This window comes from Pseudomonas sp. L5B5 (assembly GCF_020520285.1).
In the GTDB taxonomy this organism is placed as follows: Bacteria; Pseudomonadota; Gammaproteobacteria; order Pseudomonadales; family Pseudomonadaceae; genus Aquipseudomonas.
In genome coordinates, this window is record NZ_CP084742.1 from 724,837 (window position 1) to 748,987 (window position 24,151).

Consider the following 24,151-nt stretch of genomic DNA (forward strand, 5'->3'; position numbering starts at 1 on the left):
TCAGGTCCAGGTCCAGGCCCAGGCCTGCTGTCGGTGCTACAGCAGCAGGTGCATGGCGCAGCGGCGCTGCGCCGGCAACCCATGCTCAGCCTCATCGGCCAGGACCTGGCGCAGGCGCGGCGACAGCTCGCTCGCCTGCAGGGTGACGAAGCCCTGGCGCTGATAGAAGGGTTCGTTCCACGGCAGCTGGCGAAAGGTGCTCAAGGTCAGCGCGTCGAGCCCCTGTTGCCGCGCGTGCTCCACCGCCGCTCGCAGCAGGCCCTTGCCGATGCCCCGGCCTTGGCAGTCGCTGGCGACCGACACTTCCAGCACATGCAGCTGCGTGCCAAAGACCCGGGCCGTGAGAAAACCACAGAGGCAAGCGTCTTCGGCCATGGCTACCCAAGCCGGATGGGCCTGGATATGGCGCTCATGGCAGGCAGCCTCGGTCACCGGGGCATCGGCCAGCCACGCCAGTTGCCGGTCGCTGCGAAACAGCGCCGCTGCGGAACGCTCAATGGGGGGTAGAAAAGCAGCATCGGGCACTCGCGCCCGGCGGATATTGATGGTCATGGGCGCGAGTTTAAAAAGCCGATGGGGCACCGTGCAACGGTTTCAGGGATTCACTGCGGCGGGCTTCGGCAGGTGCAGGAGGACGAAGTCGTTCTTGTCGAAGCGCCCGCTGAGCACGGGTGCCAGCCCGGCCAGGGCGCTGCCTGGCAGGTCGGCCAGGTCGCTCTGGTCGAGGATCACCCAGGCCGGCCCGGAGATCTGGCCCAGGGTGGCGGCCTGGTCGCTGAACTGCGGTTGCAGGTCGCGGTCCAGGTTGACCATGAACTTGATCGCCTTGGCATCCTTGCCCATGCGGTGCAGCACCACTGGGGCCGGGTCTGCCTCGATCAGCCGTAGCGCGGCCTGGGTGAACTGCCGGGTGTCGTAAAGCCGGTGCTGCACTGGTTCGAACACGCCGATATAACAGGCCCACACCGCCAGCACCGCGCTGTAGGCCAGGCCTACCGCGCGCCAGCGTCGCTTGAACAGCAAGGCCAGGGCCACCAGCTGCAGCAGGCCCAGTACCAGCAGCAGGGGTGTGAGCGAGTCGAGCTGATCAGGGAATTTGCGCCGCAAGACCACCAGCCCCACCATCAACAGCGCCGGCAGGAGCAGCCACAGCCCCTGGATCAGACCCCGCAGCCAGGTCATGAGTCGGCCACTGCCGGCCTGGAATGGATAGGCCGCGACAATGGCCGCCATCGGCAGCATCGGCAACAGGTATCGAGCCTTCTTGGCCTGGGGAATCGACAGGCCGATCATCACTACCAATGCCGCAGCGCTGGCCAGTCGCACCAGCTTCAGGCTCGGTCCCGGTTCGCCTTGGCGCTCCAGCAGCACGACGATCCAGGCGAGGATCGCCAACGGGTAGGCCAGGGCGTAGTTACCCAGGGAACTGGTGAAGTAATAGAAAACATCGCTGGAGCCTTCGCTGCCGTCCATGCGCCCCATGAACTGCATGCGGATCACATCGTCGACGAAGGCCTGGCCGCCACTGAGCCTGGCCAGCCACAGCAGCAGGCCGACGCAGGCCACCAGCAGCAATAGGGCACTGAACCCGAAGCCGAACAGGCGTCGCCATTGGCCGCCCAGCAGGTAGTAGCTGCACAGCATGCCGGTGGGAATCACCAGGCCAATGGGGCCGCGAATGGCAAAACCCAGCACCAGCAGCAGGAAGATCCAGCCCAGGTGCCGGCGCGCCGCGAAGTGATCATGGGCGTACCCCAGGTAGAACACGCTGAAGGACACCGCGGCGAGCATCTGGTCCAGGGACACGGCGCGGGTTTCGCTGATGAAGGTGTTGCTGAGCAACAGCAGCGCGACACTGAGCAGGGCCCAGGTGCGGGAGTAGGGGGCCAGCAGGCGATAGACCAGGCTGACGATCACCGCCGAGGCGATCGCCGTGGGCAGCCAGGCGGTGAAGCTGGTGACCTGCCCCAGGGGCAGCGAGAACAACCACACCAGCAGCGTCGAGGCGCTGGTGTAGTCGGCATAGGGCTGGCCATAGGTGGTGGGGAAGAACCCCGGGCCATGGCGCAGCATTTCCTTGGCGAACAGGACGAAGCGGGAATCGAAGCCGATCGCCGATTGATGGTCGGCGCCGGCGCAGAACAGCAGCAAGGCCAACAGCCCCAGCCCCAACGATTGCCAAAGTAATGTGTGCGAAGGGGAACTGGAGTGCGTGCTCATTCAGGCCTCGGTGGACCACTGCTGATGAGGGATCGGCAGGTTGCGCGATTCGCCTCGACCGATCGGGAAGTAGCTGAAGCCGTTGCGCGCCAGGCGCTCGGCGTCGTACAGGTTGCGACCGTCGAAGATCACCGGTGCCTTGAGGCGCTGCTGGATCAGGTCGAAATCCGGTGCCTTGAACTGCTGCCATTCGGTGCAGATGATCAGCGCATCGGCACCATTGAGGACCGACTCGGGGGTGCCCATGAGCATCAGGCGCGATTCGTCCAGGTACAGGCGCTGGGTTTCCTGCATGGCTTCCGGGTCGAAGGCACGGACTTCGGCGCCGGCGGCGAACAGGGCATCGAGCAGGACCCGGCTCGGGGCATCGCGCATGTCGTCGGTGTTGGGTTTGAAGGCCAGGCCCCACAGGGCGAAGGTCTTGCCCGCCAGGTTGCCCTTGTAGAAGGCCTTGATGCGTTCGAACAACTTGTGTTTCTGCCGCTCGTTGATGGCTTCCACGGCCTGCAGCAGGTCACTGGAGCAATGGGCTTGCTCGGCACTGTGGATCAGGGCGCGCATGTCCTTGGGAAAGCACGAACCGCCATAGCCGCAGCCCGGGTAGATGAAGTGGTAGCCGATACGGGTGTCGGCACCGATCCCCAGGCGCACCGACTCGATGTCGGCCCCCAGGTGTTCGGCCAGCTCGGCGATCTGGTTGATGAAGCTGATCTTGGTGGCCAGCATGCAGTTGGCGGCGTACTTGGTCAGCTCGGCGCTGCGCAGGTCCATGAACATGATGCGGTCATGGTTGCGGTTGAACGGCGCGTACAGGTCGCGCATCACATCGCGCACTTCTTCGCGCTCGCAGCCGATGATGATCCGGTCCGGACGGCGGCAGTCGCTGACCGCCGAGCCTTCCTTGAGGAATTCCGGATTGGAGACGATATCGAACTGCAGTGGGCGGCCATCCAGGACCTTTTCGATGTGGGCCTTGAGGGTGTCGCCGGTGCCGACCGGCACGGTGGATTTCTCCACCAGGATCAGCGGTTTTTCGCGATGACGAGCCACCGCGTCGCCCACCGACAGCACGTAGCGCAGGTCGGCCGAGCCGTCTTCGCTCGAAGGCGTGCCGACGGCGATGAACAGCACCTGCCCATGCTGCACCGCAAGCTTTTCATCGTGGGTGAAGTGCAGGCGCTTGGCCTCGAGGTTTTCCCTGACCAGGCTGGCAAGGCCCGGCTCGAAGATGCTCACGTGTCCCTGTTGCAGCTGCTTGACCTTTTGCTCGTCGATGTCCATGCAGATGACATCGTGGCCGACTTCAGCCAACACGGCGGCCTGTACGAGGCCGACGTAACCACTTCCAAATACGCTGATTTTCATGGGGTATTCCTGGGACTTGTCGCGGGTGCAGATCGAGAGTTGATGGTGATGACCCCGAGGATGACCAAGGCCACCCCGAGGGTTTTGGAAAGCGTGAACGGCTCGTTGAACAGCGGCAGGCTGGCAGCCAGCAGGTAGACCAGCGCATAGCTGATGCTCAGCAGCGAATAGGCCCGGCCCAGCGGCAGGTCGCGCAGGGCCAGCAGCCAGCAGAGCATCGACAGCCCGTAGGCGGCGATGGCTGCCGCCACTACGCCCAGGGCCGTCAGGTCGATACTGCCGGCGGCCAGGGCCGACAACCACTGATCGGGGGCCGGCAGGCGAGTCATGCTCCAGCGCATGCCCAACTGGGCACCGCTGACCAGGGCCACGCTACCCAGGGCGAAAGTGAATCCCTTGGCCCGGCTCATGCGTGGCGACTCAACAACAGCACGCCGCCGATCACCAGGGCGACACCCAGCCAGTGCCGGCGATCGATGGGCTCATGGAAGACGAAGCGTGCAACCAGGGTCACCAGCACGAAGTTCAGGCTGAGCATCGGGTAGGCCACGCCCACTTCCATGCGCTGCAGCACCAGCAGCCATACCAGCAGGCCCAGGCCGAGGCTGAACAAGGCCAGCCACAACCAGGCCGAGCGCAACTTGGCCGGCAGGCCCGCAGGCTGTTCGCGCCAGCTTTCCACGGCGAATTTCTGTGCCACCTGGCCCAGGCAGGTCAGCCCGCAGGCCAGCAGTAGAAGCAACAGGCTCATGGCTGGCTCTGGGGCATGATGAAGATCACGATGTTGCCTTGCTGGTAGCGCTTGGCGTCCTTGGGCAGTCGATCGACCTCGTGGTCTTCGTCATCGTCCTTGACCCGCATGACCACGCCGACCGAGCCTTGCTTGCGAACCTCGGCAAACCAGGCCTGGATCTGGTCCAGTTCGATCTGGCGCTGCACCGAATCTTCATAGGCCAGGCCGTACTTGAGCTCGCCCTTGGTGTTGTAGAGCGTCACGTCGCTGCGACGCAGGCGCCAGGCCAGCGCGGAAGCCGCCCCCAGGTCGTTGCTCAGCAGGTACTTGGCCTGGCTCAGCTCGCCGACATGATCGATGATGAACTGGTCGGGAATCTTGTTGTAGACCACCGAATTGGGCAGGGCCGCCGGCGCCAGGGCCACCAGCAGGAAGCTGCCCAGGGCCGGTGCTGCCCACAGGGTCAACGGACGCATGGCCTGCAGCAGGTTGGCGATGATCCAGCCCAACAGCAGGACGTACACCAGCACCAGGTGTTGTGGCTCGTCCACGTACACCGGTTTTTTCATCTGGAAATAGACCAGGGTCAGCAACCCCAGCACACCCGCCACCAGGTTGAGCAGGCCGTTGAGGCTGACCAGGCGGGTCTGTTGCAGGTTCAGGCGGTCGATCAGGGCGTTGCCCATCAGCAGCGCCAGAGGCAGCAGGCACGGCAGGATATAGGCCGGCAGCTTGCCGTTGCTCAGGCTGAAGAAGGCCAGCGGCAGCACCAGCCACAGCAGCAGGAAACCGCCGCTGCTCGAGCGCCGCTGTTGCCAGGCCTGCATGAAGGTGGAAGGTAGCAGCATGACCCAAGGCACGCTGAAGGCCACCAGCAAGGGCAGGTAATACCACCAGGGCTCAGCATGCTGGGCATCTTCACCGGCGAAGCGGCGGATGTGTTCATGCCAGAAGAAGAAACGCCAGTAGTCCGGCTCCTGGGCATGTACCGCCAGGGCCCAGGGCAGGCTGATCAGGATTGCCACCAGCACGCCGATGCCACCAAAGACCAGCAGCGAGCGCAGGCGTTTCTGCCAGAGGGCGTAGGGCAGGGCTACCAGCACCGGCAGCAGCCAGGCCAGGAAACCCTTGGTCATGAAACCCATGCCGCAGGCCACGCCCAGCGCCACCCAGGCCAGCAGCCGGCCGCGCGAGGTCTGGCAATCGAACGTGAACCACAGCGCGACCAGGCTCAGGTTGACCCAGAAGGTGAACTGCGGGTCGAGGTTGGCATAACCGGCCAGCAGCGCCACCACGGTGAAACTCATGTACAGCAGGGCAGCAGCCAGGGCCTTGCGCGAATCGTTCCACAGGCGCATCGCCAGCAGATAGGCCAGGATCACGCTCAGGCCCGTGCTCAGGGCCGAGGCTACGCGCACGCCGAACAGGTTGTCGCCGAATACGGCTTGACCGATGGCCATCATCCAGTAGCCGGCCACGGGTTTTTCGAAGTAGCGGATACCCATGAAATGCGGCGACGCCCACTGACCGCCATGGAGTACCTCCTGGCTGATCTGCGCGTAGCGGGTTTCATCGGGGATCCACAAGCCATGGGTCGCCATGGGCAACAGGTAGAACAGGCCGAAGGCGATCAGCAGCAGCGACAGGGTCCAACGTCTGCTCATGCCCCTTGCACTCCCAGCCAGCCTTCACGGCCTTGCAGGCTGCCACGCTGTACCTGGCCGATCGGCAAGGTGCCCACGTCGGCCGGGAGCATGTCTCCCAGGGGCTGGAAATGAATGTCGCGCTGCTTGGCACTGGCCAGCAGCTGGCGGAAATCGTTGGCCATCAGAATCCCTTCTACTTCGGCATGCACGGTATAGACGTTGAGGCTCGACGGGCGGAACCGGTCGAGGATGAATTCATTGAAATCGGCGCTCGACACCACCGGCCCGACCACTTCGTCGAAGGTCGGCAGGTCCACCGGGATCTGCGGCGCGCCCAGGCTGCCGTCTGCCAGGCGAGGCTGGAACAGACTTTGCCCGCGACAATCGCTGTTGTAGCGAAAGCCGAATTGTTGCTTGGCTTCGATGACGCGTTCATCGGCGCGCCAACCGGCGGACGCCGAGCAGCTCACCGCCTGCCCGAGAATATCGTTGAGGCTGTCCACGCCACGGCGGATCTGTTCGATCAGCTGTGCCTGGCTCCAGCGCCCGGTATTGGCCTGCCAGCCGTGGTGATCCCAGGCGTGCAGGCCGACTTCATGGCCGGCGGCCAGGGCCTGGCGCATCAAGTGCCCCAGGTCCCGGCCGATGGGCTTGCCTGGCCAGGCAGTGCCGGCCAGGAGAATGTCCCAGCCATACAGGCCGGCAGCATTGGACCGCAGCATTTTCCAGAGGAACTGCGGGCGGATCAGGCGCCACAAGTGGCGCCCCATGTTGTCCGGCCCGACGCTGAAGAAGAACGTGGCCTTGACCCCGGCTTCGTCCAGCGTTTCGAGCAGCCGCGGCACCCCCTCCCGGGTGCCGCGGTAGGTATCGACATCAATGCGCAGACCTGCCTGCATCAGCGTGCTTCTTGCTTGGCGCGGTCGGCGATTTCCAGCATCGCTTCACGCAGGAAGAAGTCCAGGGTGTTGCCGATGGTTTCGCTCATTTCCACAGTCGGCTCCCAGTTCAGCAGGCGCTTGGCGTTGTCGATGCTTGGCTTGCGGTGTTCCACGTCCTGGTAGCCAGCACCGTAGAACGCCTTGCTCTCCACATCGCGGAAACCGGCGAACGGCGGGAAGTTGCTGCGCAGCGGATGGGCCTCGAACTGACGCAGCAGCTCCTCGCCCAGCTGGCGAATGCTGGCTTCGTTGTCCGGGTTGCCGATGTTGATGATCTGGCCGTTGCAGCTGTCATTGTCGTTGTCGACGATGCGCGCCAGGGCTTCGATGCCGTCGGCGATGTCGGTGAAGCAGCGCTTCTGTTCGCCACCGTCGAACAGACGGATCGGGGTGCCTTCCACCAGGTTGAGGATCAGCTGGGTGATGGCCCGGGAGCTGCCGATACGGGCCGAGTCCAGGCGATCCAGGCGCGGGCCCATCCAGTTGAAGGGGCGGAACAGGGTGAAATTCAGGCCCTTGGCGCCGTAGGCCCAGATCACCCGGTCCAGCAGCTGCTTGGACACCGAGTAGATCCAGCGTTGCTTGTTGATCGGGCCGACGATCAGGTTGGAGCTGTCTTCGTCGAAGTTCTTGTCCTGGCACATGCCATAGACTTCCGAGGTCGACGGGAAGATCACGCGCTTGTTGTACTTGACGCAGTAGCGGACCAGCTTGAGGTTTTCCTCGAAGTCCAGCTCGAACACGCGCAGCGGATTACGGGTGTATTCGATCGGGGTGGCGATGGCCACCAGCGGCAGGACCACGTCGCACTTCTTGATGTGGTACTCGATCCACTCGGAGTGAATGCTGATATCACCTTCGACGAAGTGGAAGTTCGGATGGCTGCGCAGGCGCTCGATGGCGTCGGAGCCGATGTCCAGTCCGTAGACGTCGTACTTGTCGTCACGCAGCAGGCGCTCGGACAGGTGGTTGCCGATGAAGCCGTTGACGCCCAGGATCAGGACCCGGGTGCGGCGTGGCTTGCGGCCGGATTCGGCGCCGCGCAGCAGCGAGCCATCCACCAGGCCCAGTTCGTTGGCCAGCTGCGGACCGCCCAGGAACAAGCCGTTGGCGTTGCGCTGGCCGGAGGTGATCACCAGGGAGTCCTGGCCACAGGCGATGCGCAGCGGGTCGACGCTGATCACTCGGCCCGGAGCCTGGCCTTCGTTGCCCTTGGCGACTTCGGCGCTCCAGACGATCAGCTTGTGCTCGCCCACGGCGCAGAAGGCGCCCGGGTAGGGCTGGGTCACGGCACGCACCAGGTTGAACAGCTCTTCGGCAGGGCGCTTCCAGTCGAGCTTGCCGTCTGCGGCGGTACGACGACCGAAGTAGCTGGCCTTGGATTCGTCCTGGGCGGTTTCGGTGATCTTGCCCTGGGCCAGTGCCGGCAGGGTGTCGCGCAGCAGGCTGGCGGCGGCGTCACGCAGCTTATGGTGCAGGGTCAGCGCGGTGTCGCTGCGCTCGATGGCCACGCGTTCCTGGGCGATGATGGCGCCGGCATCGGCGCGCTTGACCATGCGATGCAGGGTCACGCCGGTTTCGGTTTCGCCCTTGACCAGCACCCAGTTGGCCGGTGCGCGGCCACGGTAGTGCGGCAGCAGCGAGCCATGCAGGTTGAACGCGCCCTTGCTGGCGGTGGCCAGCAGTGGCTCGCTCAGCAGGTTGCGGTAATAGAAGGAGAACAGGTAGTCGGGGTTGAGCTTGGCGATACGCTCGATCCACAGCGGATGGTTGGCATCTTCCGGAGCGTGCACGGCAATGCCCTTGCGTGCGCACAGCTGGGCGACGGAACCGTAGAAGGTGTTTTCCTTGGGGTCGTCGGCATGGGTGAACACCGCAGCGATCTCGTAACCTGCGTTGAGCAGGGCTTCGATGCCTGCGCAGCCAATATCGTGGTAGGCGAAGACGACAGCTTTATTGCTCATTGGGAAACCTGATCAGTATGGGTGGAAGTTAAACCGTCGACAGTCACAGAGGGGGCCGGAGCCGCCGGCTGGCTGCGCAAGACTTTTTCGATGAAGAACCGCGGGCGAGCCCGCACGTCGCTGTACATGCGTCCCAGGTATTCACCCAGAAGACCCATGCCGATGAACTGGCCCCCGGTGAACACGAAGAGCACCGCGAACAGCACGAAGGTGCCGTCGCCGGCCCAGGTGGCGCCGAAGATCAACCGCAGCACGATCAGCATCAGGGCGAACACCGCACCGAGACCGGCCATGCCGAAACCGATGATGCTCAACAGCCGCAGCGGAGTGGTGGTCATGCAGGTGATCAGGTCGAACATCAGGTTGATCAGGCGCATCGGGCTGTACTTGGAGTCGCCGTGTTCGCGCTCGGCGTGTTCGACCAGTACCTCGGTGGTGTGCCGGGCAAAGCTGTTGGCCAGGATCGGAATGAAGGTGCTGCGCTCGGTGCAGGCCAGCATCGCGTCGATGATGGTCCGGCGATAGGCACGCAGCATGCAGCCGTAGTCACTCATGAGCACGCCAGTGGAGCGCTGCACTGCCAGGTTGATCAGCTTCGATGGCCAGCGGCGGAAGGCCGAGTCCTGGCGGTTGTTGCGCACCGTGCCGACCACGTCGTAGCCCAGCTCGGCCTGGGCCACCAGGCGCGGGATTTCTTCCGGCGGGTTCTGCAGGTCGGCGTCGAGGGTGATCACCACATCGCCGCGGCACTGCTCGAAACCGGCCATGATCGCCGCGTGCTGGCCGTAGTTGCGGTTGAGGATCACCGCCACCACCGGGCTGCCGTCACGTTCGGCCGCAGCTTGAAGGATGCTGGCCGACTCGTCGCGGCTGCCATCGTCCACCAGGACGATTTCAAACTCGTGCTTGAGCAGGCGGCAAGCCGTCTCGGTGCGCCGCAGCAGTTCGGGCAGGCTCTGTTCTTCGTTGTAGACCGGGATGACGATCGACACGAACTGAATCGGATAAGGTTTCAAGGGGTCAGTCCAGGAGGTTTTCAATGGCGCCGGCTACCCGTTCGACATCGTCGAGGGTCATGTCCGGGAACAGTGGGATCGAGCACAGCCGCTCGGAGTTCCACTCGGTATGCGGCAGGTGCACATCGGGGAAGCGCTGGCGGTAGTAGGTGTGCATATGGGTGGCGATGAAATGGATGCCAGTACCGATATTCTGCTCCTGCAGGCCTTTCATGAAGGCTTCGCGGTTCAGGCCGCAACGCTCGGCGTCGATGCGCAGGATGAACAGGTGCCAGCTGTGCTGCTGGGGATACTGCGGCAGGTGCAGCGGTTGCACGGGCAGGCCGGCCAAACGCTCGAGGTAGGCCTTGGCCAGTACTTCGCGCTTGGCGTTGATCGACTCCAGACGCTGCAGTTGCACCAGGGCAATGGCGGCGTTCATGTCCGCCAGGTTGTACTTGAAGCCCGGCTCGATCACCTGGGCCTGGGGCTTGCGGCCGTGGGTCAGGCGATCGTAGGCGTCCACTCCCAGGCCGTGGAACTTGAGCATGCGCACGCGGTTGGCCAGGGCTTCGTCGTCGCTGACGAACATCGCGCCCTCGGCGCAGGTCATGTTCTTGATCGCATGGAAGGAGAAGATCGCCGTGCCCCGGGCGCCGATCTGGCGGCCGCGGTAGGTGGTGCCGGCAGCATGGGCGGCATCTTCGATCACCGCGATGCCGTGCTTGTCCGCCAGGGCATGGAGCGGGTCCAGATCGAAGGCGGCGCCGGCATAGTGCACCGGGATGATGGCCTTGGTCCTTGGGGTGATCGCGGCCTCGATAGTCGCCGCGTCGCTCATCAGGGTGTCGGGATCGACATCGACGAACACCGGGGTCGCCCCCAGCAGGCAGATCATGTTGGCGGTGGAAACCCAGGTCTGGGAGGGGGTGATCACCTCGTCCCCGGGACCTATGCCCAGGGCCAGCAGGGTGATGTGCATGGCGCCGGTGGCCGAGGACAAGGCCACGGCATGGCGGGCATCGACACGTTCGGCGAAAAGCTGTTCGAGTTCCTGGTTTTTCGGGCCGGTGGTGATCCAGCCCGAGCGCAGAACCTGCTCTACAGCGGCAATCTCCTCATCGCCAATGCTCGGGCGCGAGAAAGGAATGAAAGCCTGGTTCATGGTTACCTCGGGTCTACACAATGCGAAAGCTGGGGGGTACGGGATACAGCGTGCGAACAACGGTTCATGGAGCGCGGGAGGCAGCAGTCATCAGGCACATCCGGTTGATTGAGCCAGCGTGGCGTTCCATGCAGCAAATGAGTAAAGACGATGTTGTAGGAAAGTAAATGTGGATCAAGGCGTTACCCGTGCAAGCTGAGAAACGTTGCATCAGGCCCCTGGGTCATTGGTGGCTGAGATTAAGCGCAAAAATGTGAAACGAATATGAAAAAGAAGCCAAAACGGCGTTTTTCTGCGAGCCAGACAGCTAGGGTTCAGTTTTTTGAAAAAGTGTTGAAGAAAGGGGCTGGAACCAGCGGTTTCAGGGGCTTTGCGAGGATGGGCAGCGAACCGCTAAGAGGCGGTTTACACCCCTGGCGATGGTATCAATCAGGACAACAAGCCGAACGAACCAACCCTGGTCGAGACGAGCCTGGCGGGGCAGGCAGGAACGTGAAATCCCCTGGCCGGAGGGGACTGCATCAGTGCCTGGTTCAAGGGCTCGGCAAGGTGGGCGTCAGCTCGGCGGTCAGGTCCCAGACCTCGAGCATCCTTGCGTATTCCAGCGCATGGCCCGGCGCATCCAGCAACCAGTCCTCGAAATCCCGGCGCTCCCTGGCGCTGCAGTCGGCCTCGCGCAGGCGCATGCACCAGTGCGCAGCCTGCATCATCACGTAGTCGTCTGCTTCACTGGCAGAATCAGTCATCGGTTCGGTCCCTGTTCAGGTGGTGCTCGATGCGCCCTTGCCGCACAGGCGCTCCAGCAGTATCGGACTGAATATCGCCCGGGCCAAGGCCGATGATCAGCTCCCTGGACAACCCCGGTACGAACAGTGGTGCGGGTAGACGCCAATGTAGAGCGCTGGACGAGAAAAAAACGTCAAGGCAGGTGCCGGCAGGGGCCGTCTGGAGCGATCCTTGCCGTTCGCTGCCCGCCCATTGTGACCGGCGCCACAACCTGCAGGTTCAGTCCCGCGAAGCCGCAGGCAAGGCCCTGGCGTTGCTCTATACTCGGCGCGGCAGAACCCCAGTAAATGGAATTGACCGGTAGAACGAGGGAAGCAACGTGAGCGCCAGGCTGTGCAACAACATCAATGCCGTCACCTTTGTCAGCAAGTACAAGGTGGTATGCCAACCGATCGCCGATCAACTGGACCTGCCGGTGGAGAACATCCTGGGCCTGGCTGCCCAGGAGAGCCAGTACGGTACCGGGCGGATCGCCCGCGAACTGAACAACTATTTTTCCATGCACGCCCCGGCCCCCTTGCAGATCGGTGCCGAGGCGCCGCTGGGCAACGCCGCCATCAAGGTGGCCAGGTTTGCCTCCTTCCAGCAATCGGCACTCTCGTTCGCCCAGAGCTATGGCGCCTCGATACGTGGCAAGCGCGACCCCCTGGCATTCGCCCAGGCCCTGGTGCGCAGCGGCTATAACAGCGGCGATGCGGCCACTGGCGGGCGCGACGGCTTCGCCAAGTACCTGGCGGACATCATCATTGCGGTCAGAGGGCGCCTGGCATGCTGAACAATCGCCTGGTTTTCCGGGGGCTCGGCGTGCTTCTGGCCTGCGCGGCCTTCAGCGCCTGCGCCGCTGCCGGCTTGCAACCGGCCCAGATCGAGCATTCAGGCCTGACCCGCGAACAGGCCCAGCAGGTGCTGCTGGTGGCCCTCAAGCATCAGGACTACCAGATGGACAAGCCCGGGGTGTTCGTCGATGGCAACCTGCTGGATGAGAACGGCAAGCCACCGCACCCGGGATACTTCGACTTCAGCCTCGGCTACGAGAATTCCAAGGCCGGCGCCACCGAGTACTGGGGGTTGTTCTCCGTCAGCACGACCACCGGCGATGTCTGGGAAACCAACAGTTGCAAGCGCCTGGATGGCAGTGAACTGCGGGCCTTGCAGGGGCAGATCATGGACCGTACCGGCAAGTCCCTGGCGGATGAACAGGCCCAGCGCCTGGGCCTGGGGTGCGAGGATGAGAAGTAGCCTGGCCACTGAGCACGACCGCTCGTTGTCCCTAATGATTGCCTCTACCCGGTAAGCACGCGCAGAGCAGGTTTCGGACGGGGCGGCAGTAGGGGCGGTCGATTCGGGTTCTGAGGGCTAGCGCCTGAGTGTCGCCGGTTGGTGGATGCTCACTTTTCGCGAATGCCTGAAGGCATCCAGTGCCACACCACCCGGCACGCCGGCGAGCTGGAATATCTCCCAGTCACTGAACGAGTCGGGGTGTCCCGTGGCGACGTGACTGTTGAACCACACCCGGCTAGCCTGCAGTTGCTCGGTCGCTAGCAAGACCTCTGCAAGATCATTGGAAAACACCGAGACGCCCAACGCAAAGGGGCACTCGTTGGCCAGTTGCACCGATTCGGCGAAGTCGCCAACTCGTCGCAGGATCGCCACCGGTCCCAGGCACTCCTCCCGAGAGATCAGCATGCTGTCATTGATATCCGTAAGGATCACCGGTTGATGAAACCAGCCCAGTAGCGGGTCGTCGATGTCCTGCTCATCGCTGCTCACCCGTCTTGCACCTTTGGCCAAGGCATCATTGATCAAGCGCATGAGCCTGTGCTGCGCTGACTCGCTGACCAGTGGGCCGACAGGGCAGGGGGCACCTGAGACCAGGCAGCGTATTCGGGTCTGTTCGACGAAGTGCTGGACGAAATGATCATGGATTTCATCGTCAACGAAGATTCGTTGGGTCGACAGACAACTCTGCCCGCTACGATTGAATGCCGAAGCCGCTGCATGCACTGCAGCCAGTTGCACCTGGGCATGCCTGGAAACGATCATCGAACCACGACCGGCGCTTTCCACGGTGCAAGGCTTGAGTAACTCCGCGCAGGTGACCGCCACAGCGCTGGCGGCAGCGACGCCGCCGGCAAAGACCACGGTATGAGTGCCCGAAGATTGCAGCAGGCCTTGCCCGGCAGATGCGTCCCCAGGAATGCAGCAGACCAATCCCGCTGGCAGCAGAGCAAAATGCTGCATGAACGCCAGGGTCGACAAGGTAGCGTTCAGCGAAGGCTTGACGATGCAGCTGTTGCCTGCCGCCAAGGAGGCCGCCACGGTGCGGCACATCAGGATCAGGCCCAGTGCGAATGGCATGATGTGCACACTGACCCCGTAAGGCTTGTGATGTACCTGGGGTGATTCCTGGTCGCCCGTCCAGGTCGCCGTAGTACCGGGTGGGCTCTCTATCTCATGCGCGTAATGTCGGAATACCGCCGCACAGCTGGCCAGCTCACAGGAGGTATTTGCCAATGAAAGCCCCAATTCCAGGCTCAGCAAACGCGCGATTTCCAGGTTGCGTTCGCCGGCGGTCTCTATGCCGTGCGCCAGTTCGAGCAGCAGGCGCTTGCGTTGCCGACCGTCCAACTGGCGCCAATGACGCTGGGCAAGATTGGCCGCATCGACCGCGATCTGGATATCGTGTTTTTCACAAAGCGCGACTTTCCCAAGAGGCTCCAGAGTCGCCGGCGCGACTACCTGGATCGATCGATTGCAGCTGGCTGGATGGTACAAGGGGTTGATGTAGTACTGGTTGTTCCAGGGTTGAAAACTGTGCATTGGAAAGTCCCTTTCCAGATGTGCCACGGATGACGACGGTCTGCTCGTCGCGCTGATAGGGGCACAGCCTAGAAAGAGAGGATGCTGGGCGTCTTGTAAGATCGTGCAAGTCGCACTTTCTAACCCCCACTGTTTATCAGCGAGGACGGATCATGTTCAGCCAGCGCGCCGGAGACAGTCCGTAGGTGCGGGTGAAATGCTGGGTCATATGGCTTTGATCGTTGAAACCGGCGATCAGGGCCGCATCGGCAATGGTGTGACCCGAACATATCAACGCCCGGACGTGATCCAGGCGACGCATCGTCAGGTAGCGATAGGGGCTGGTGCCGTAGAGCGCGCGAAAGTCCCGGGACAGGCTCCAGCGGTCACGGCCGCTGGCGTTTTCCAGTTCATCGAGGGTCACCAACCGGTCCAGGGCACTGTGGATGTATTCCCGGGCGCGCTCGGCGGCGACGAAGTCCAGGGCCTTGCGCCCGCGTTGTGTGCCCGCCACCGCCGAAAGGGCCTGGGCCAGGTCGTACAGCGCATCGTCTTCTTCCAGCGGCTCGATGAGTGCGTCCATGCCCTGCATCAGTACCTGGGTCGCCTGTTGGAGGCGTGGGTCACGCGACAGGCCATCATTGACGAACGGCAGTGGCTTGCCACCCAGGACCTGTTGCAGCAGGGCAGGCTCGATGTAGACGATGCGGTACTGGAAACCGTCTTCGGTGCCGGCCTCGCCATCGTGCAGTTCGTCGGGGTGCAGCACGATGGTGCCCCCCGGCAGGTTGTGCCGCATGCTCTTGCGGTAATTGAAGTTGTGCACGCCTTTCAGTGTCCGGCCGACCGCGTAGGTGTCATGGCGATGCGGCTCGAACCCGTAGCCACTGAAGAAGGCCTCGAATCGCTCGATACGCCGCAGTGTGTGACCGCGTTTTGCCCAATCCTTGAGGGGCATATCCAACTCCCTGAAACAGTCGAGATTTTGATACCCGGAAAATCGCCAGTATCAACTAAAAGCCTGTCGGATACTCAATCGATGCCCGCCTCGATACGCCGGATCAGGTAGGGATAGAACGGGTTGGCGGTCAAGCGCATCAGTTCGTCCATGGGCAGCACCAGCACGCCACGCTCGCCGCGGGCCGCCAGTGTGCCCAGGTGCACGCCGAAATCCTCGGCGCCGGTCGGTTGGGTGCCGTAAAGGGCATCGTCCGTAGGGAAGGGCAGGGCCACATGGGACAGCGAGAACACCTCCGGCGGATAGGCCAGGTCCAGGGGCTCATGGCTGTCCTGCTGGCTCTGGGCGACGGTGCTCACCAGTTCCATGGCGCTGCTGCCGGTGCCCTGGTTGGTCAGGATCCGGGTCGTGTAATTGCGTGGAGGCGGTGGCAGCAGGCCGGCCAGGGAGGTGACGCTGGCCGGATCCAGCAGGCCTTCGAAATCCCGTGCGCGGTTGAGGTCGAAGATCACCAGCTCGCTGCCATTGGCCGGCAAGTGCCGGTACAGCCCGCTGACCAGGGCCTGGGTGCTGACGGTGGAGTCGACCAGCGACTGGAACGCCAGGATCGGCGGCAGCCGGGCCAGGCGCGGATCGTCTGCCAGGGCCAGCACCTGGCCTTGCAGGGCGTCGGTGAGCAACCAGGACTGGCGCGCGCCATTGACCGGAAACGAGTTGTACTTGAACGGGTTGTATTCAGGACGCAGGTTCAGCCAGGCGGCCTTGCTGAACGCCGGGAACACTGCGGGCCAACCCGCCAGCCCGGCAAAACGCGCGGACGCCGCGACCCCGATCATCGGCGAGACCAGCACCAGGCGCTGGGCCTGGGGCAGTTGCGGATCGAGCAGGGCATCCAGGCTGTACTTGACCGCCAGGGCGCCACCGTTGGAGTAACCGACCAGATGCAGCGGCGCAGGCGCCGGGACCTCGGCCCGGGCGGTGCGCAGGGCCAGGCGCGTGGCCGCCAGCCAATCCTGCCAGCGAGCCTCGGTCAAGGCTGCCGGCACCGTACCGTGCCCGGGCAGGCGCAGGCCGATGGCCAGGTAGCCCAGCTCGACATACCGTCGTGCGATGTGCCGCAGGCTATAGGGCGAATCGGTCAGGCCATGCACCAACACGACCACCCCCCGAGGTGGTCCCTCTGGACGCAGCAGGTAGGAGCGGTTCCAGTCGGTGGCAAACCCGGGAGGATAGACGCGGCTGTCCTGGCGGTAGCGGTTGAACAACGGCACCTGGGCCAGATCCAGCGGTGCGCTGACTTCATGCTCCACCTCGGCGAACACCTGGTCCTCGGCCTTGAGCCAGCCGGCCCAGTCTGTCCGGTCGAGCTGCTTGGCACTGAGTTCGTGGGGCACATGCAGGTGCCAGGGTTGCAGTGCCGGGCCCCGTTCGCTGTCGTAGATCCGCCAGGCCAGCAGGGTCAGGGCCGCGACGCAGGCGATCAGCGCCCCTTGCTTGAGCCACCGCGACAGGCTGGTCATGAGGTGCCGGTCGGGGCGCTGATGCGATACACGCAACGCCGATCACCGCTGATCAAGTGCTCCATCCGCCGTACCTGGCCCAGTTCACCTATGGCAGCCTGGAACAGTTGCAGCTCGGAGCGGCAGAACCCTTGGCATTGCCTCGCAGCGACACAGATCGGGCAGTGGCTCTCGATCAGCAGCCAGGCATCGTCGTCGCGCTGGACATGGGCCATGTAGCCCGCCACGTCGCGGATCTGCGCCAGGGCCCGAACCCGCTCTTCCAGGGTCGGCAGCGGTGCGCAGGTGGCCAGGTACTCGGCGCTGTTGATCCGCTCCATGTCGCTGACGATGCGTTCCACGCCGTCGGCGCCATACACCGCACGGATCGAGTCGATCAGCTGCAGCGTGAGGTTGGCGTGGGTATCGGGAAAACGCGCCTGGGCCTGTTCGGTCAGCACCCATTTCTGCGAAGGGCGGCCAGCCCCCTGGGCCGGCATCAGTTCTCCACTGATGAGCTGGCTGTCCACCAGCTTCTGCACTTGTTGGCGGGTGGCCTCCAGCGACACCTCCAGCAGTGGCGCCAGGTCGGCGGTTTTCAATGGCCCACGGGTCTTGAGCAGGAACAGGATTCGCTCGGCGGTGGCGCCGGGGTTTTTCTTATCGGCCGGGGAAGACATCGAAGGCATGCAGGACCATTGACCAGGAAACTATCGGGTAATCGAGACACCAGCAGGATGCCGGCAACCGCACAAGCATAACAGGCTGCTCGGTTCCGGCTCGGGGATTGTCCGTCCCTGCCCCGGCAAGCAGGGGGTGAGCGGATCGAAAAAAACCAATTATCAAAGTCATTACTTGTGTAATACAGTGCCGCCTTCTCGAACAACAAGACAGGAATACACCATGGCATCGACAACGGGCTGGTCGGCCCTGCTGCTGGGCAAGAACGGGCTGCGCTCGGCAGCCCTGGCCGGCGGCGTCGCCTTGCATGCAATCAACATCTACCTGGTCACGACACTCTTGCCCTCGGTGGTCCAGGACATCGGTGGCCTGGATTACTACGCCTGGAACACCACGCTGTTCGTCGTGGCCTCGATCGTTGGTTCCGTGCTCTCGACCCGGGTCTTGGCAGGACTGGGCCCCAAGCTCGCCTATGGCCTGGCGGGGCTGGTGTTCATGCTCGGTTGCAGCGTGTGCGCCCTGGCTCCCGACATGCCCTGGCTGGTCGTTGGGCGCAGCGTCCAGGGCCTGGGCGGAGGCCTGCTGTTCGCCTTGCCCTACGCAATGATCCGGCTGGTGTTCGATGAGGCCTTGTGGGCACGGGCGATGGCGCTGATTTCGGCCATGTGGGGCGCGGCGACCCTGATCGGGCCGGCGGTGGGTGGGGTTTTCGCCGAGCTTGGTGCTTGGCGTGCAGCTTTCTGGGTGCTGCTACCCTGCACATTGCTGTTCATGCTGCTGGCAATCGGCCTGTTGCCCGGGAAAAGCCGCGAACCGGCGCCTCGCACTCCCATCCCCGGGCTGCAACTGGTGTTGCTGATCGTCATGGTGCTGGCTATCTCCATCGGCAGTATCAGTACCTCGGCGTTGTACAACGCCCTAGGCCTGGTGATAGGCCTGGTTTTGCTGCTGGTGGTCTGTGCCCTGGAGAATCGCTCCGCAAAACGCCTGCTGCCGCGCGGCAGCCTGAAGTCCGGCAGTGTGCTGCTGCCGTTGTACCTGTCCATGGCGTTGCTGGTGGTGGGCATGACCAGCGAAGTCTTCGTGCCGCTGTTTCTCCAGGTCCTGCACCAGCAGACGCCGCTGATTGCCGGCTACATCGCCGCACTGATGGCCGCAGGCTGGACCCTGGGAGCGCTCTTCAGCTCCGGCCTGGGCGCACAAGGCGCTGCCCGGGCCGTGGCCAGCGGCCCACTGCTGGTGGTGGCCGGGTTGCTCCTGGCGTGCCTGGCCATGCCCGCCGCCAGTGGCGTGGCGAGCCTGGCGGCGATCTGCCTGGCCATGGTGCTGGTAGGGGGCGGCATTGGCCTGGCCTGGCCGCACTTGCTGGCACGAGTGCTGGAGCGCGCGCCGGCCGACCAGAAGGAACTGGCCGGCGCCTCGATCACCACCGTGCAGTTGGTGGCCACTGCCTTGGGAGCAGCCCTGGCGGGGATGATCGTCAACCTCGCAGGCCTGGGTTCCGGCGGTGAGCTGGCCGGGACAGCCCGCGCGGCCGGCTGGCTGTTCGGCCTGTACGCCGGCTTGTCGTTGCTGCTGTTCGTCTCGGTGCGCCAGGTACAGCGCCAGGAATCAGTGGTTCCGAGCCTCTAGTGGCATTCAGCCGGTATCCGCACAGCGCCTAGCGCTGGCCGGGCACGGCTGGGGGTTTTCGATTGTGGCGCAGGCATCATCGGGGTTTAATCGACGGCTTTTCTGGTTCTTGCAGGTTCGCCATGGATGACTCCGCCCGCCACATCATCGATCTGTACCAGCGCCATGCCTCAGCCTGGGATCAGGCGCGCCGGGGCAATACCCAGGGGGTTGAGTCCGAGCTGCGCTGGCTGCAGCGCTTTCGTCAACTCATGGGGAGCGGGGTGCAGGTGCTGGACCTGGGCTGTGGCGGTGCAGAGCCGATGGCGAGCGACCTGATCGAGCATGGCTGCGAGCTGACCGGGGTCGACAGCTCGAGGACATTGGTGGACCTGTGCCGGCAACGGCACGGCGACCAGCGCTGGGTCCACGCCGACATGCGCAACCTGGCCCTGAACGAGGACTTCGACGGCATCCTGGCCTGGAACAGCCTGTTTCACCTGTCGCCGGACGACCAGCGAGCGATGTTCGCGGTGTTCGAGCGCCACGCCCGGCCGGGTTGTGCGCTGATGTTCACCAGCGGCCCGGCGGCGGGCGAGGCCATCGGCCAGTTCCAGGGCGAGGCGCTGTACCACGCCAGCCTCGATCCCGGTGAATACTGCACGCTGCTCGATACCCATGGTTTCGAGGTGGTCCGGCATGTCAGCGAAGACCCCGACTGCTGCGGCTTCACGGTGTGGATGGCCCGCAGCCTGGACTATTGAGGCTCAGAGGATGCCTTGCTGTCGGGCGATGCTTTGCAGGCAGATACCCAGGGCGCGCTTTTCGAACTCATCCGGCTCGAAGCCGAGGATGAATGCCGGGAGCCGGACCAGCGACTGCACGACCTTGTCGCTGTCGTCCATGTCGCGCTTGCGCTTGAGCATGTCGTTCACCTCGGGTGTGTACCATTGGTAGCGCTCCTCCAGACAGAAGAACCGGGCAAATTCGTCCCAGGCGGTGTTGCCAGTCACAGTCAGGCTGATCTCTCCATTGGTAACGCCGTGGATAGCCAGGGCCGAGCCCTTGATACCGAAACTCAGGCCCAGGGCACTGGCAGCGTCGAAGGGATGGGGAATGCTCGAGTCTGGAACCTCGTCGCCCTTGATCGAGGAGTTGCACTGGTGGCAGCTGGGCACCAGGTTGTGCAGCGACACCGCCAGGTAGGGGTAGATGGACTTGGGCAGGAAGTGATCCAGGGGCGGGCGCATCTCCAGCTTCTTGGGCGCGGTCTTGTCTGTCACCTGGCCGTGGTAGTTCACATGATTCAGGTGGCAGTAGGGGCAAATGCGCAATCCGTGGCTTTCCACCAGCTTGTAGGCGTTCCAGCCCTGGCTCTTGTAGATGAACTTGTCGTAATCGAACACCTTGCCAAGGGTCTCGATCAGCTTCTCCATGTCTTTTTGCTTGGTGAAGGATTTTTGCTGACGGTCATGCATGTAGCGAGTCAAGGTCGAGCCAGTCGAGCGGGTGGCGATGTCGACAGCCTGGATCAGCGCCTGTAGCTGGGCGCCGCTGCCGACCAGGATCGCCTGGCGGTTGTTTAGCAACAGCTGGTGCAGCGAGGCCGTGAAGCTCGGATATCCGCTGAATGGCGCCTTCCATTTCGCCATTTCCTCGTCAAAACGCTGGCCCAGGGTCGTCAGGTGGCGGCTTTGGACGGTGTTGGACGTATCAAGCTTGAGCATTGGCACGGCTCCCCAGGATATCCAGCTGGTGCTGTACATGACGCTTGAGTTCGTCGTTGGCCAGGGCGTCGGCGATGTGTCGTGCCTGTCGCATCGCTTTATCGCTCCGGGCCTCGCCGTTCAGGACTGCGGCGAGTTGTTCCAGGCGCTGGTGGTTGAACTTCCCGGTGAAGTCCTCGACCTCGAAGACCGAGGTCAAGGTCTGCTTGGGCGTGTAGCCGAAGGCACTGGTCAACCGTGCGTTATCCAGGTCGAAGAGCCTTCCGGCGGGCGTATCGGCCGCGACGATCAGCGAATGGGTGGAAATCAGCACGTGGGTGCGCTTGGCGAGCCGGCCGAACTTTCCGATGAACTCCAGCAGGTCGAAAATGTAGATGCGTTGCCACTTGGGGTGCATGAACATCTCCCCCTCGTCGATGCACAGCAGCATCGATTGCTCCGAGGGTGCCTGCTCGAACTCACCGAAGGCCCTGGCCACCGCGCAGTAGAGGGACATCATGCTGGCCTGGCCGGAACTGAGCTGGGTGAAGGAGAACTGCAGCAGCCCCAGGTTGCTCAACTCGGCATAGGCCTGTGGATACTGGCGGATGTGCTGGCCGACCTGCCCGTCCAGGTAGCCCAGCCCGGATTTGCGACCCCAGGACGTAACGTCGGCGAACAGCAGCTTGACCCGTTCCAGTGCGTACCTGGCCTTGGTCAATTGCCGGATCAACGGCGGGTGCTCGGACAACTGATCGAGGGCAAAGTCCGGATCGCTGAGTGCGCGGCTCAGCCATTGGTTATGGTCACGGACCAGTTCCTGCAGCTCGTCGACTACCTCGTAAAGCGTTTGCGCCGTGAGGCTTTCAGCCCCCTCGAGGATCGCATAGGACCAGATGAATTTCGCCTCGGGCGAGGCGCCGCGGTCCAGCTCCAGCAGGCGTTGCTTCAGTTCCGGGTCCAGGGGCTTGCTTGTCGAGCGCTCGCTGCGATAGAGCGTCATCAGCTCCACCAGTGACACCGTCCTGAGCTTCAGCGTGACCTGGGCCTCGCCGACAAAGGTGACTCGCTCCTTGAGGAAGGGATAGGCGGTGAAGGCCGCCACCAGCTCCGACTCCACATCCTTGCCAAACCGCGGGCTGATGTCTTTTACCCCGAGGCGCCGCAGACGATTGCGCCGCAGCTTTTCAAACGGCGAGGTGGTGTAGAACACCGTAGAAAAATCCGGTATCGATGCGCTCTGTCCCTGGTCAATCTCAAGTTTCGAATCCAGTTGGACGTCCTTGAGCGAACTCCCCCGGGAAAGGTGCAGCCCCTGCGCATCCTCCCAGAGCAGGCTGAGGTGATTGCGTGACTTTCGATTGGCCAATTCCTGGCACAGCTCCAGCAACAGGGCCGTCTTGCCGCTGCCGTTCTCTCCATAGAGGGTGGTGAACGAGGCCACCTTCAACGGTGACTGGACTTGGCCAGCGCTCGTTGAGTGGCTGATGGTCAATCTAGGTGAGGCCTGCTCGAGCAAGGGAGAGGGCGGGTGGATCACGGCCTCGTAGGTATCGGTCAATGGCAGAACTGCACATGAGCCCGAGTTGCCAACGAAGAAGAGCACATGAATGACGGGGCGATTTGACGGCATGTTCAATCCCTGATGATGGTCGAGCCGCTCCAGGGGGCGATCCCCGGCACAGCGCTGGCAGCCTTGCTGGGTGGCATTGGGCTATCAGTTCGCGCGGCGTGCGCAGGTTCGCACAAGGGCAGGGCGGGGGGAATAGGTTCGCCGCCGGGCTGGCGCACGCAAAGACAAAAAAGCCGCTGGCCCTGGCGGGGCAGCGGCTTGCTTCAAGCTGGAGCGACTCAGTGTTTCATCGTGCCGTGGTCCATCGAGTCATGATCCATCGAGCCATGGTCCATGGCGCCATGGTCCGGCGCGTTCAAGGCCCGGGCCTCGGCGTCGACCTTGATCGTTTCCTTCACGCCCTTGGCGTTTTCCACGATCAGGGTCAGCGGCACCTTGTCGCCGGCCTTGATCTGGCCCACCAGCTCCATGAGCATCACGTGGTAGCCCTGGGTGTCCAGGCTGACCTTCTGCCCAGCCGGCAGGGCAATGGCGTCCACCTGCTGCATGCTCATCACGTCGTTGTGCATGCTCGACTGATGGATCTGCACGTTCTTGGCCACAGGCGATTGCACCTGGACCAGCTTGCTGTCGCTGCTGGCGGTGATGTCCATGAATGCGCCACTGGCGTGCTGGCCGGCGACGGTGGCCCGGACCCAGGCGTTGTCGACCTGGGTCGCGGCGCTGGCAACGTTGGCCAGGCCCAGCAGGGAGGCCAGCAGCAGGACGGATTTGAGACGGGAAGGGCGAGGTTGCAGGGTCATTAACAGACCTCCATGACGGTGAGCAGGTCTTCTGCGCATTCCTGGGCGGTCAGGGACTGGGACAGGCCCAGGCGCAAGGTACCGCGGGAGTCGAAGACGAAGCTGGTGGCAGTGTGCGACAGGGTATAGGTGTCGCCGCTGGGGATCTTCTCGTAGAACACCCCGAACTCCTTGGCCGTGGCCGCGGTTTCTTCCAGGCTGCCATACAGCGCCTCGAAGCTGGGGTCGAAGGCCTTGACGTAGGCATCCAGCACGGCTGGGGTGTCGCGTTCCGGATCCAGGGTGATGAACACCACTTTCAACCGATCGCCATCGCGGCCCATCAGTTTCTTGGCCTGGACTGCGCGGGCCAGGGTAGTGGGGCAGACCGCCGGGCATTGGGTGAAACCGAAGAAGATCATCGGCATCAGGCCGCGGTAGCTGGACAGCGACTTGGTTTCGCCCTGGGAATCGGTGAGCTTGAAGGTGCGGCCCAGAATCTGATTGCTCAGGTCCTTGCCGTATTTGAAGGACAGCCGGGGACTGTTGTCGCAACCGGCCAGCAGGCCCAGGCCGAGTACTCCGGCGCTGGTGAGCAGCGTGCGGCGAGTCAGTAGAACACTCATGAAATAACGCCCTTTGAACAGCCAGACAGGCAAAAAACCAGCGCATGGTAACAAACGGACGAAGGCCACGGCGGGCTAATTAGACCAACGCCTGCGGCCAT

General features: G+C 63.4%; 23 protein-coding genes. 4 read left to right on the forward strand and 19 right to left on the reverse strand.

What is annotated here, in order from left to right; translation table 11 throughout:
- Positions 1–36: 36 nt before the first annotated feature.
- The 11 genes from LGQ10_RS03225 to LGQ10_RS03275 form a co-directional block, all read right to left on the reverse strand.
- Entirely contained in the window at positions 37–552 is a 516-nt protein-coding gene (locus LGQ10_RS03225; protein ID WP_058434733.1) for a GNAT family N-acetyltransferase, read from the reverse strand.
- Between the two features lie 42 nt (positions 553–594).
- Positions 595–2,220, reverse strand: coding sequence for an ArnT family glycosyltransferase (locus LGQ10_RS03230; RefSeq protein ID WP_226524664.1), 1,626 nt, complete (start codon positions 2,218–2,220; stop codon positions 595–597).
- Entirely contained in the window at positions 2,221–3,585 is a 1,365-nt protein-coding gene (locus LGQ10_RS03235) for a UDP-glucose dehydrogenase family protein (RefSeq protein WP_058434731.1), read from the reverse strand.
- Positions 3,582–3,995 (reverse strand): 4-amino-4-deoxy-L-arabinose-phosphoundecaprenol flippase subunit ArnF, encoded by a 414-nt coding sequence (arnF, locus tag LGQ10_RS03240; protein ID WP_058434730.1) that lies wholly within the window; start codon positions 3,993–3,995, stop codon positions 3,582–3,584. Before arnF ends, LGQ10_RS03235 begins: the two co-directional genes overlap by 4 nt.
- Entirely contained in the window at positions 3,992–4,336 is a 345-nt protein-coding gene (gene arnE, locus LGQ10_RS03245) for a 4-amino-4-deoxy-L-arabinose-phosphoundecaprenol flippase subunit ArnE (protein ID WP_226524665.1), read from the reverse strand. The genes arnF and arnE overlap by 4 nt, the downstream gene beginning before the upstream one ends.
- Complete coding sequence (gene arnT / locus LGQ10_RS03250) at positions 4,333–5,982, reverse strand: lipid IV(A) 4-amino-4-deoxy-L-arabinosyltransferase (RefSeq protein ID WP_226524666.1); 1,650 nt, start codon at positions 5,980–5,982, stop codon at positions 4,333–4,335. Before arnT ends, arnE begins: the two co-directional genes overlap by 4 nt.
- Positions 5,979–6,863: a 4-deoxy-4-formamido-L-arabinose-phosphoundecaprenol deformylase gene (gene arnD, locus LGQ10_RS03255; protein WP_058434726.1), complete on the reverse strand. Its 885-nt coding sequence runs from the start codon at positions 6,861–6,863 to the stop codon at positions 5,979–5,981. The genes arnT and arnD overlap by 4 nt, the downstream gene beginning before the upstream one ends.
- Positions 6,863–8,869, reverse strand: coding sequence for a bifunctional UDP-4-amino-4-deoxy-L-arabinose formyltransferase/UDP-glucuronic acid oxidase ArnA (gene arnA / locus LGQ10_RS03260; protein WP_226524667.1), 2,007 nt, complete (start codon positions 8,867–8,869; stop codon positions 6,863–6,865). Before arnA ends, arnD begins: the two co-directional genes overlap by 1 nt.
- A complete protein-coding gene (arnC, locus tag LGQ10_RS03265) occupies positions 8,866–9,885 on the reverse strand; it encodes an undecaprenyl-phosphate 4-deoxy-4-formamido-L-arabinose transferase (protein WP_058434724.1) in 1,020 nt (339 codons plus the stop codon). Before arnC ends, arnA begins: the two co-directional genes overlap by 4 nt.
- Positions 9,886–9,889: 4 nt before the next feature.
- Positions 9,890–11,029 (reverse strand): UDP-4-amino-4-deoxy-L-arabinose aminotransferase, encoded by a 1,140-nt coding sequence (arnB, locus tag LGQ10_RS03270; protein ID WP_226524668.1) that lies wholly within the window; start codon positions 11,027–11,029, stop codon positions 9,890–9,892.
- A 533-nt stretch (positions 11,030–11,562) separates the two neighbouring features.
- Positions 11,563–11,775 (reverse strand): FecR/PupR family sigma factor regulator, encoded by a 213-nt coding sequence (locus LGQ10_RS03275; RefSeq protein WP_058437111.1) that lies wholly within the window; start codon positions 11,773–11,775, stop codon positions 11,563–11,565.
- Positions 11,776–12,134: 359 nt separating this feature from the next.
- On the opposite strand from LGQ10_RS03275, the gene LGQ10_RS03280 reads away from it, so the two are divergent.
- On the forward strand, positions 12,135–12,590 hold the full coding sequence (locus LGQ10_RS03280) for a glucosaminidase domain-containing protein (protein ID WP_058437112.1): 456 nt from the start codon (positions 12,135–12,137) through the stop codon (positions 12,588–12,590).
- Positions 12,584–13,054 (forward strand): hypothetical protein, encoded by a 471-nt coding sequence (locus LGQ10_RS03285; protein ID WP_226524669.1) that lies wholly within the window; start codon positions 12,584–12,586, stop codon positions 13,052–13,054. The genes LGQ10_RS03280 and LGQ10_RS03285 overlap by 7 nt, the downstream gene beginning before the upstream one ends.
- 117 nt (positions 13,055–13,171) lie before the next feature.
- Here the strand turns inward: LGQ10_RS03285 and LGQ10_RS03290 are convergent, their stop codons facing one another.
- From LGQ10_RS03290 to LGQ10_RS03305, 4 genes are all read right to left on the reverse strand, one after another.
- A complete protein-coding gene (locus LGQ10_RS03290; protein WP_226524670.1) occupies positions 13,172–14,635 on the reverse strand; it encodes an aldehyde dehydrogenase family protein in 1,464 nt (487 codons plus the stop codon).
- Between the two features lie 136 nt (positions 14,636–14,771).
- A complete protein-coding gene (locus LGQ10_RS03295) occupies positions 14,772–15,572 on the reverse strand; it encodes an AraC family transcriptional regulator (protein WP_226524671.1) in 801 nt (266 codons plus the stop codon).
- Positions 15,573–15,646: 74 nt separating this feature from the next.
- Entirely contained in the window at positions 15,647–17,092 is a 1,446-nt protein-coding gene (locus LGQ10_RS03300; protein WP_226524672.1) for an alpha/beta hydrolase, read from the reverse strand.
- Positions 17,089–17,751, reverse strand: a complete 663-nt coding sequence (locus LGQ10_RS03305) for a helix-turn-helix transcriptional regulator (protein ID WP_058433441.1) — start codon at positions 17,749–17,751, stop codon at positions 17,089–17,091. Before LGQ10_RS03305 ends, LGQ10_RS03300 begins: the two co-directional genes overlap by 4 nt.
- Positions 17,752–17,974: 223 nt before the next feature.
- Between LGQ10_RS03305 and LGQ10_RS03310 the strand changes: the two genes are divergently transcribed.
- Positions 17,975–19,384, forward strand: a complete 1,410-nt coding sequence (locus tag LGQ10_RS03310; RefSeq protein WP_226524673.1) for an MFS transporter — start codon at positions 17,975–17,977, stop codon at positions 19,382–19,384.
- Between the two features lie 122 nt (positions 19,385–19,506).
- Positions 19,507–20,127, forward strand: coding sequence for a class I SAM-dependent methyltransferase (locus LGQ10_RS03315; protein WP_226524674.1), 621 nt, complete (start codon positions 19,507–19,509; stop codon positions 20,125–20,127).
- Between the two features lie 3 nt (positions 20,128–20,130).
- On the opposite strand, the gene LGQ10_RS03320 is transcribed toward LGQ10_RS03315, so the two are convergent.
- From LGQ10_RS03320 to LGQ10_RS03335, 4 genes are all read right to left on the reverse strand, one after another.
- Positions 20,131–21,090, reverse strand: coding sequence for a hypothetical protein (locus tag LGQ10_RS03320; RefSeq protein ID WP_058433438.1), 960 nt, complete (start codon positions 21,088–21,090; stop codon positions 20,131–20,133).
- On the reverse strand, positions 21,077–22,702 hold the full coding sequence (locus tag LGQ10_RS03325; RefSeq protein ID WP_226524675.1) for an ATP-binding protein: 1,626 nt from the start codon (positions 22,700–22,702) through the stop codon (positions 21,077–21,079). The genes LGQ10_RS03320 and LGQ10_RS03325 overlap by 14 nt, the downstream gene beginning before the upstream one ends.
- 218 nt (positions 22,703–22,920) lie before the next feature.
- Positions 22,921–23,445, reverse strand: coding sequence for a copper chaperone PCu(A)C (locus LGQ10_RS03330; RefSeq protein WP_226524676.1), 525 nt, complete (start codon positions 23,443–23,445; stop codon positions 22,921–22,923).
- Positions 23,445–24,050, reverse strand: coding sequence for an SCO family protein (locus LGQ10_RS03335; RefSeq protein ID WP_058433444.1), 606 nt, complete (start codon positions 24,048–24,050; stop codon positions 23,445–23,447). The genes LGQ10_RS03330 and LGQ10_RS03335 overlap by 1 nt, the downstream gene beginning before the upstream one ends.
- Positions 24,051–24,151 lie beyond the last annotated feature (101 nt).

Bases quoted from the DNA above. Each gene is read 5' to 3' on its own strand.
- arnA (WP_226524667.1), bottom strand. From the start codon at position 8,869: ATGAGCAATAAAGCTGTCGTCTTCGCCTACCACGATATTGGCTGCGCA.
- LGQ10_RS03230 (WP_226524664.1), bottom strand. From the start codon at position 2,220: ATGAGCACGCACTCCAGTTCCCCTTCGCACACATTACTTTGGCAATCG.
- LGQ10_RS03335 (WP_058433444.1), bottom strand. From the start codon at position 24,050: ATGAGTGTTCTACTGACTCGCCGCACGCTGCTCACCAGCGCCGGAGTA.
- LGQ10_RS03290 (WP_226524670.1), bottom strand. From the start codon at position 14,635: ATGCACAGTTTTCAACCCTGGAACAACCAGTACTACATCAACCCCTTG.
- arnT (WP_226524666.1), bottom strand. From the start codon at position 5,982: ATGAGCAGACGTTGGACCCTGTCGCTGCTGCTGATCGCCTTCGGCCTG.
- LGQ10_RS03275 (WP_058437111.1), bottom strand. From the start codon at position 11,775: ATGACTGATTCTGCCAGTGAAGCAGACGACTACGTGATGATGCAGGCT.
- LGQ10_RS03235 (WP_058434731.1), bottom strand. From the start codon at position 3,585: ATGAAAATCAGCGTATTTGGAAGTGGTTACGTCGGCCTCGTACAGGCC.
- arnB (WP_226524668.1), bottom strand. From the start codon at position 11,029: ATGAACCAGGCTTTCATTCCTTTCTCGCGCCCGAGCATTGGCGATGAG.
- LGQ10_RS03315 (WP_226524674.1), top strand. From the start codon at position 19,507: ATGGATGACTCCGCCCGCCACATCATCGATCTGTACCAGCGCCATGCC.
- LGQ10_RS03330 (WP_226524676.1), bottom strand. From the start codon at position 23,445: ATGACCCTGCAACCTCGCCCTTCCCGTCTCAAATCCGTCCTGCTGCTG.
- LGQ10_RS03320 (WP_058433438.1), bottom strand. From the start codon at position 21,090: ATGCTCAAGCTTGATACGTCCAACACCGTCCAAAGCCGCCACCTGACG.
- LGQ10_RS03305 (WP_058433441.1), bottom strand. From the start codon at position 17,751: ATGTCTTCCCCGGCCGATAAGAAAAACCCCGGCGCCACCGCCGAGCGA.
- LGQ10_RS03225 (WP_058434733.1), bottom strand. From the start codon at position 552: ATGACCATCAATATCCGCCGGGCGCGAGTGCCCGATGCTGCTTTTCTA.
- arnE (WP_226524665.1), bottom strand. From the start codon at position 4,336: ATGAGCCTGTTGCTTCTACTGCTGGCCTGCGGGCTGACCTGCCTGGGC.
- LGQ10_RS03295 (WP_226524671.1), bottom strand. From the start codon at position 15,572: ATGCCCCTCAAGGATTGGGCAAAACGCGGTCACACACTGCGGCGTATC.
- LGQ10_RS03325 (WP_226524675.1), bottom strand. From the start codon at position 22,702: ATGCCGTCAAATCGCCCCGTCATTCATGTGCTCTTCTTCGTTGGCAAC.
- arnD (WP_058434726.1), bottom strand. From the start codon at position 6,863: ATGCAGGCAGGTCTGCGCATTGATGTCGATACCTACCGCGGCACCCGG.
- arnF (WP_058434730.1), bottom strand. From the start codon at position 3,995: ATGAGCCGGGCCAAGGGATTCACTTTCGCCCTGGGTAGCGTGGCCCTG.
- LGQ10_RS03285 (WP_226524669.1), top strand. From the start codon at position 12,584: ATGCTGAACAATCGCCTGGTTTTCCGGGGGCTCGGCGTGCTTCTGGCC.
- LGQ10_RS03300 (WP_226524672.1), bottom strand. From the start codon at position 17,092: ATGACCAGCCTGTCGCGGTGGCTCAAGCAAGGGGCGCTGATCGCCTGC.
- LGQ10_RS03310 (WP_226524673.1), top strand. From the start codon at position 17,975: ATGGCATCGACAACGGGCTGGTCGGCCCTGCTGCTGGGCAAGAACGGG.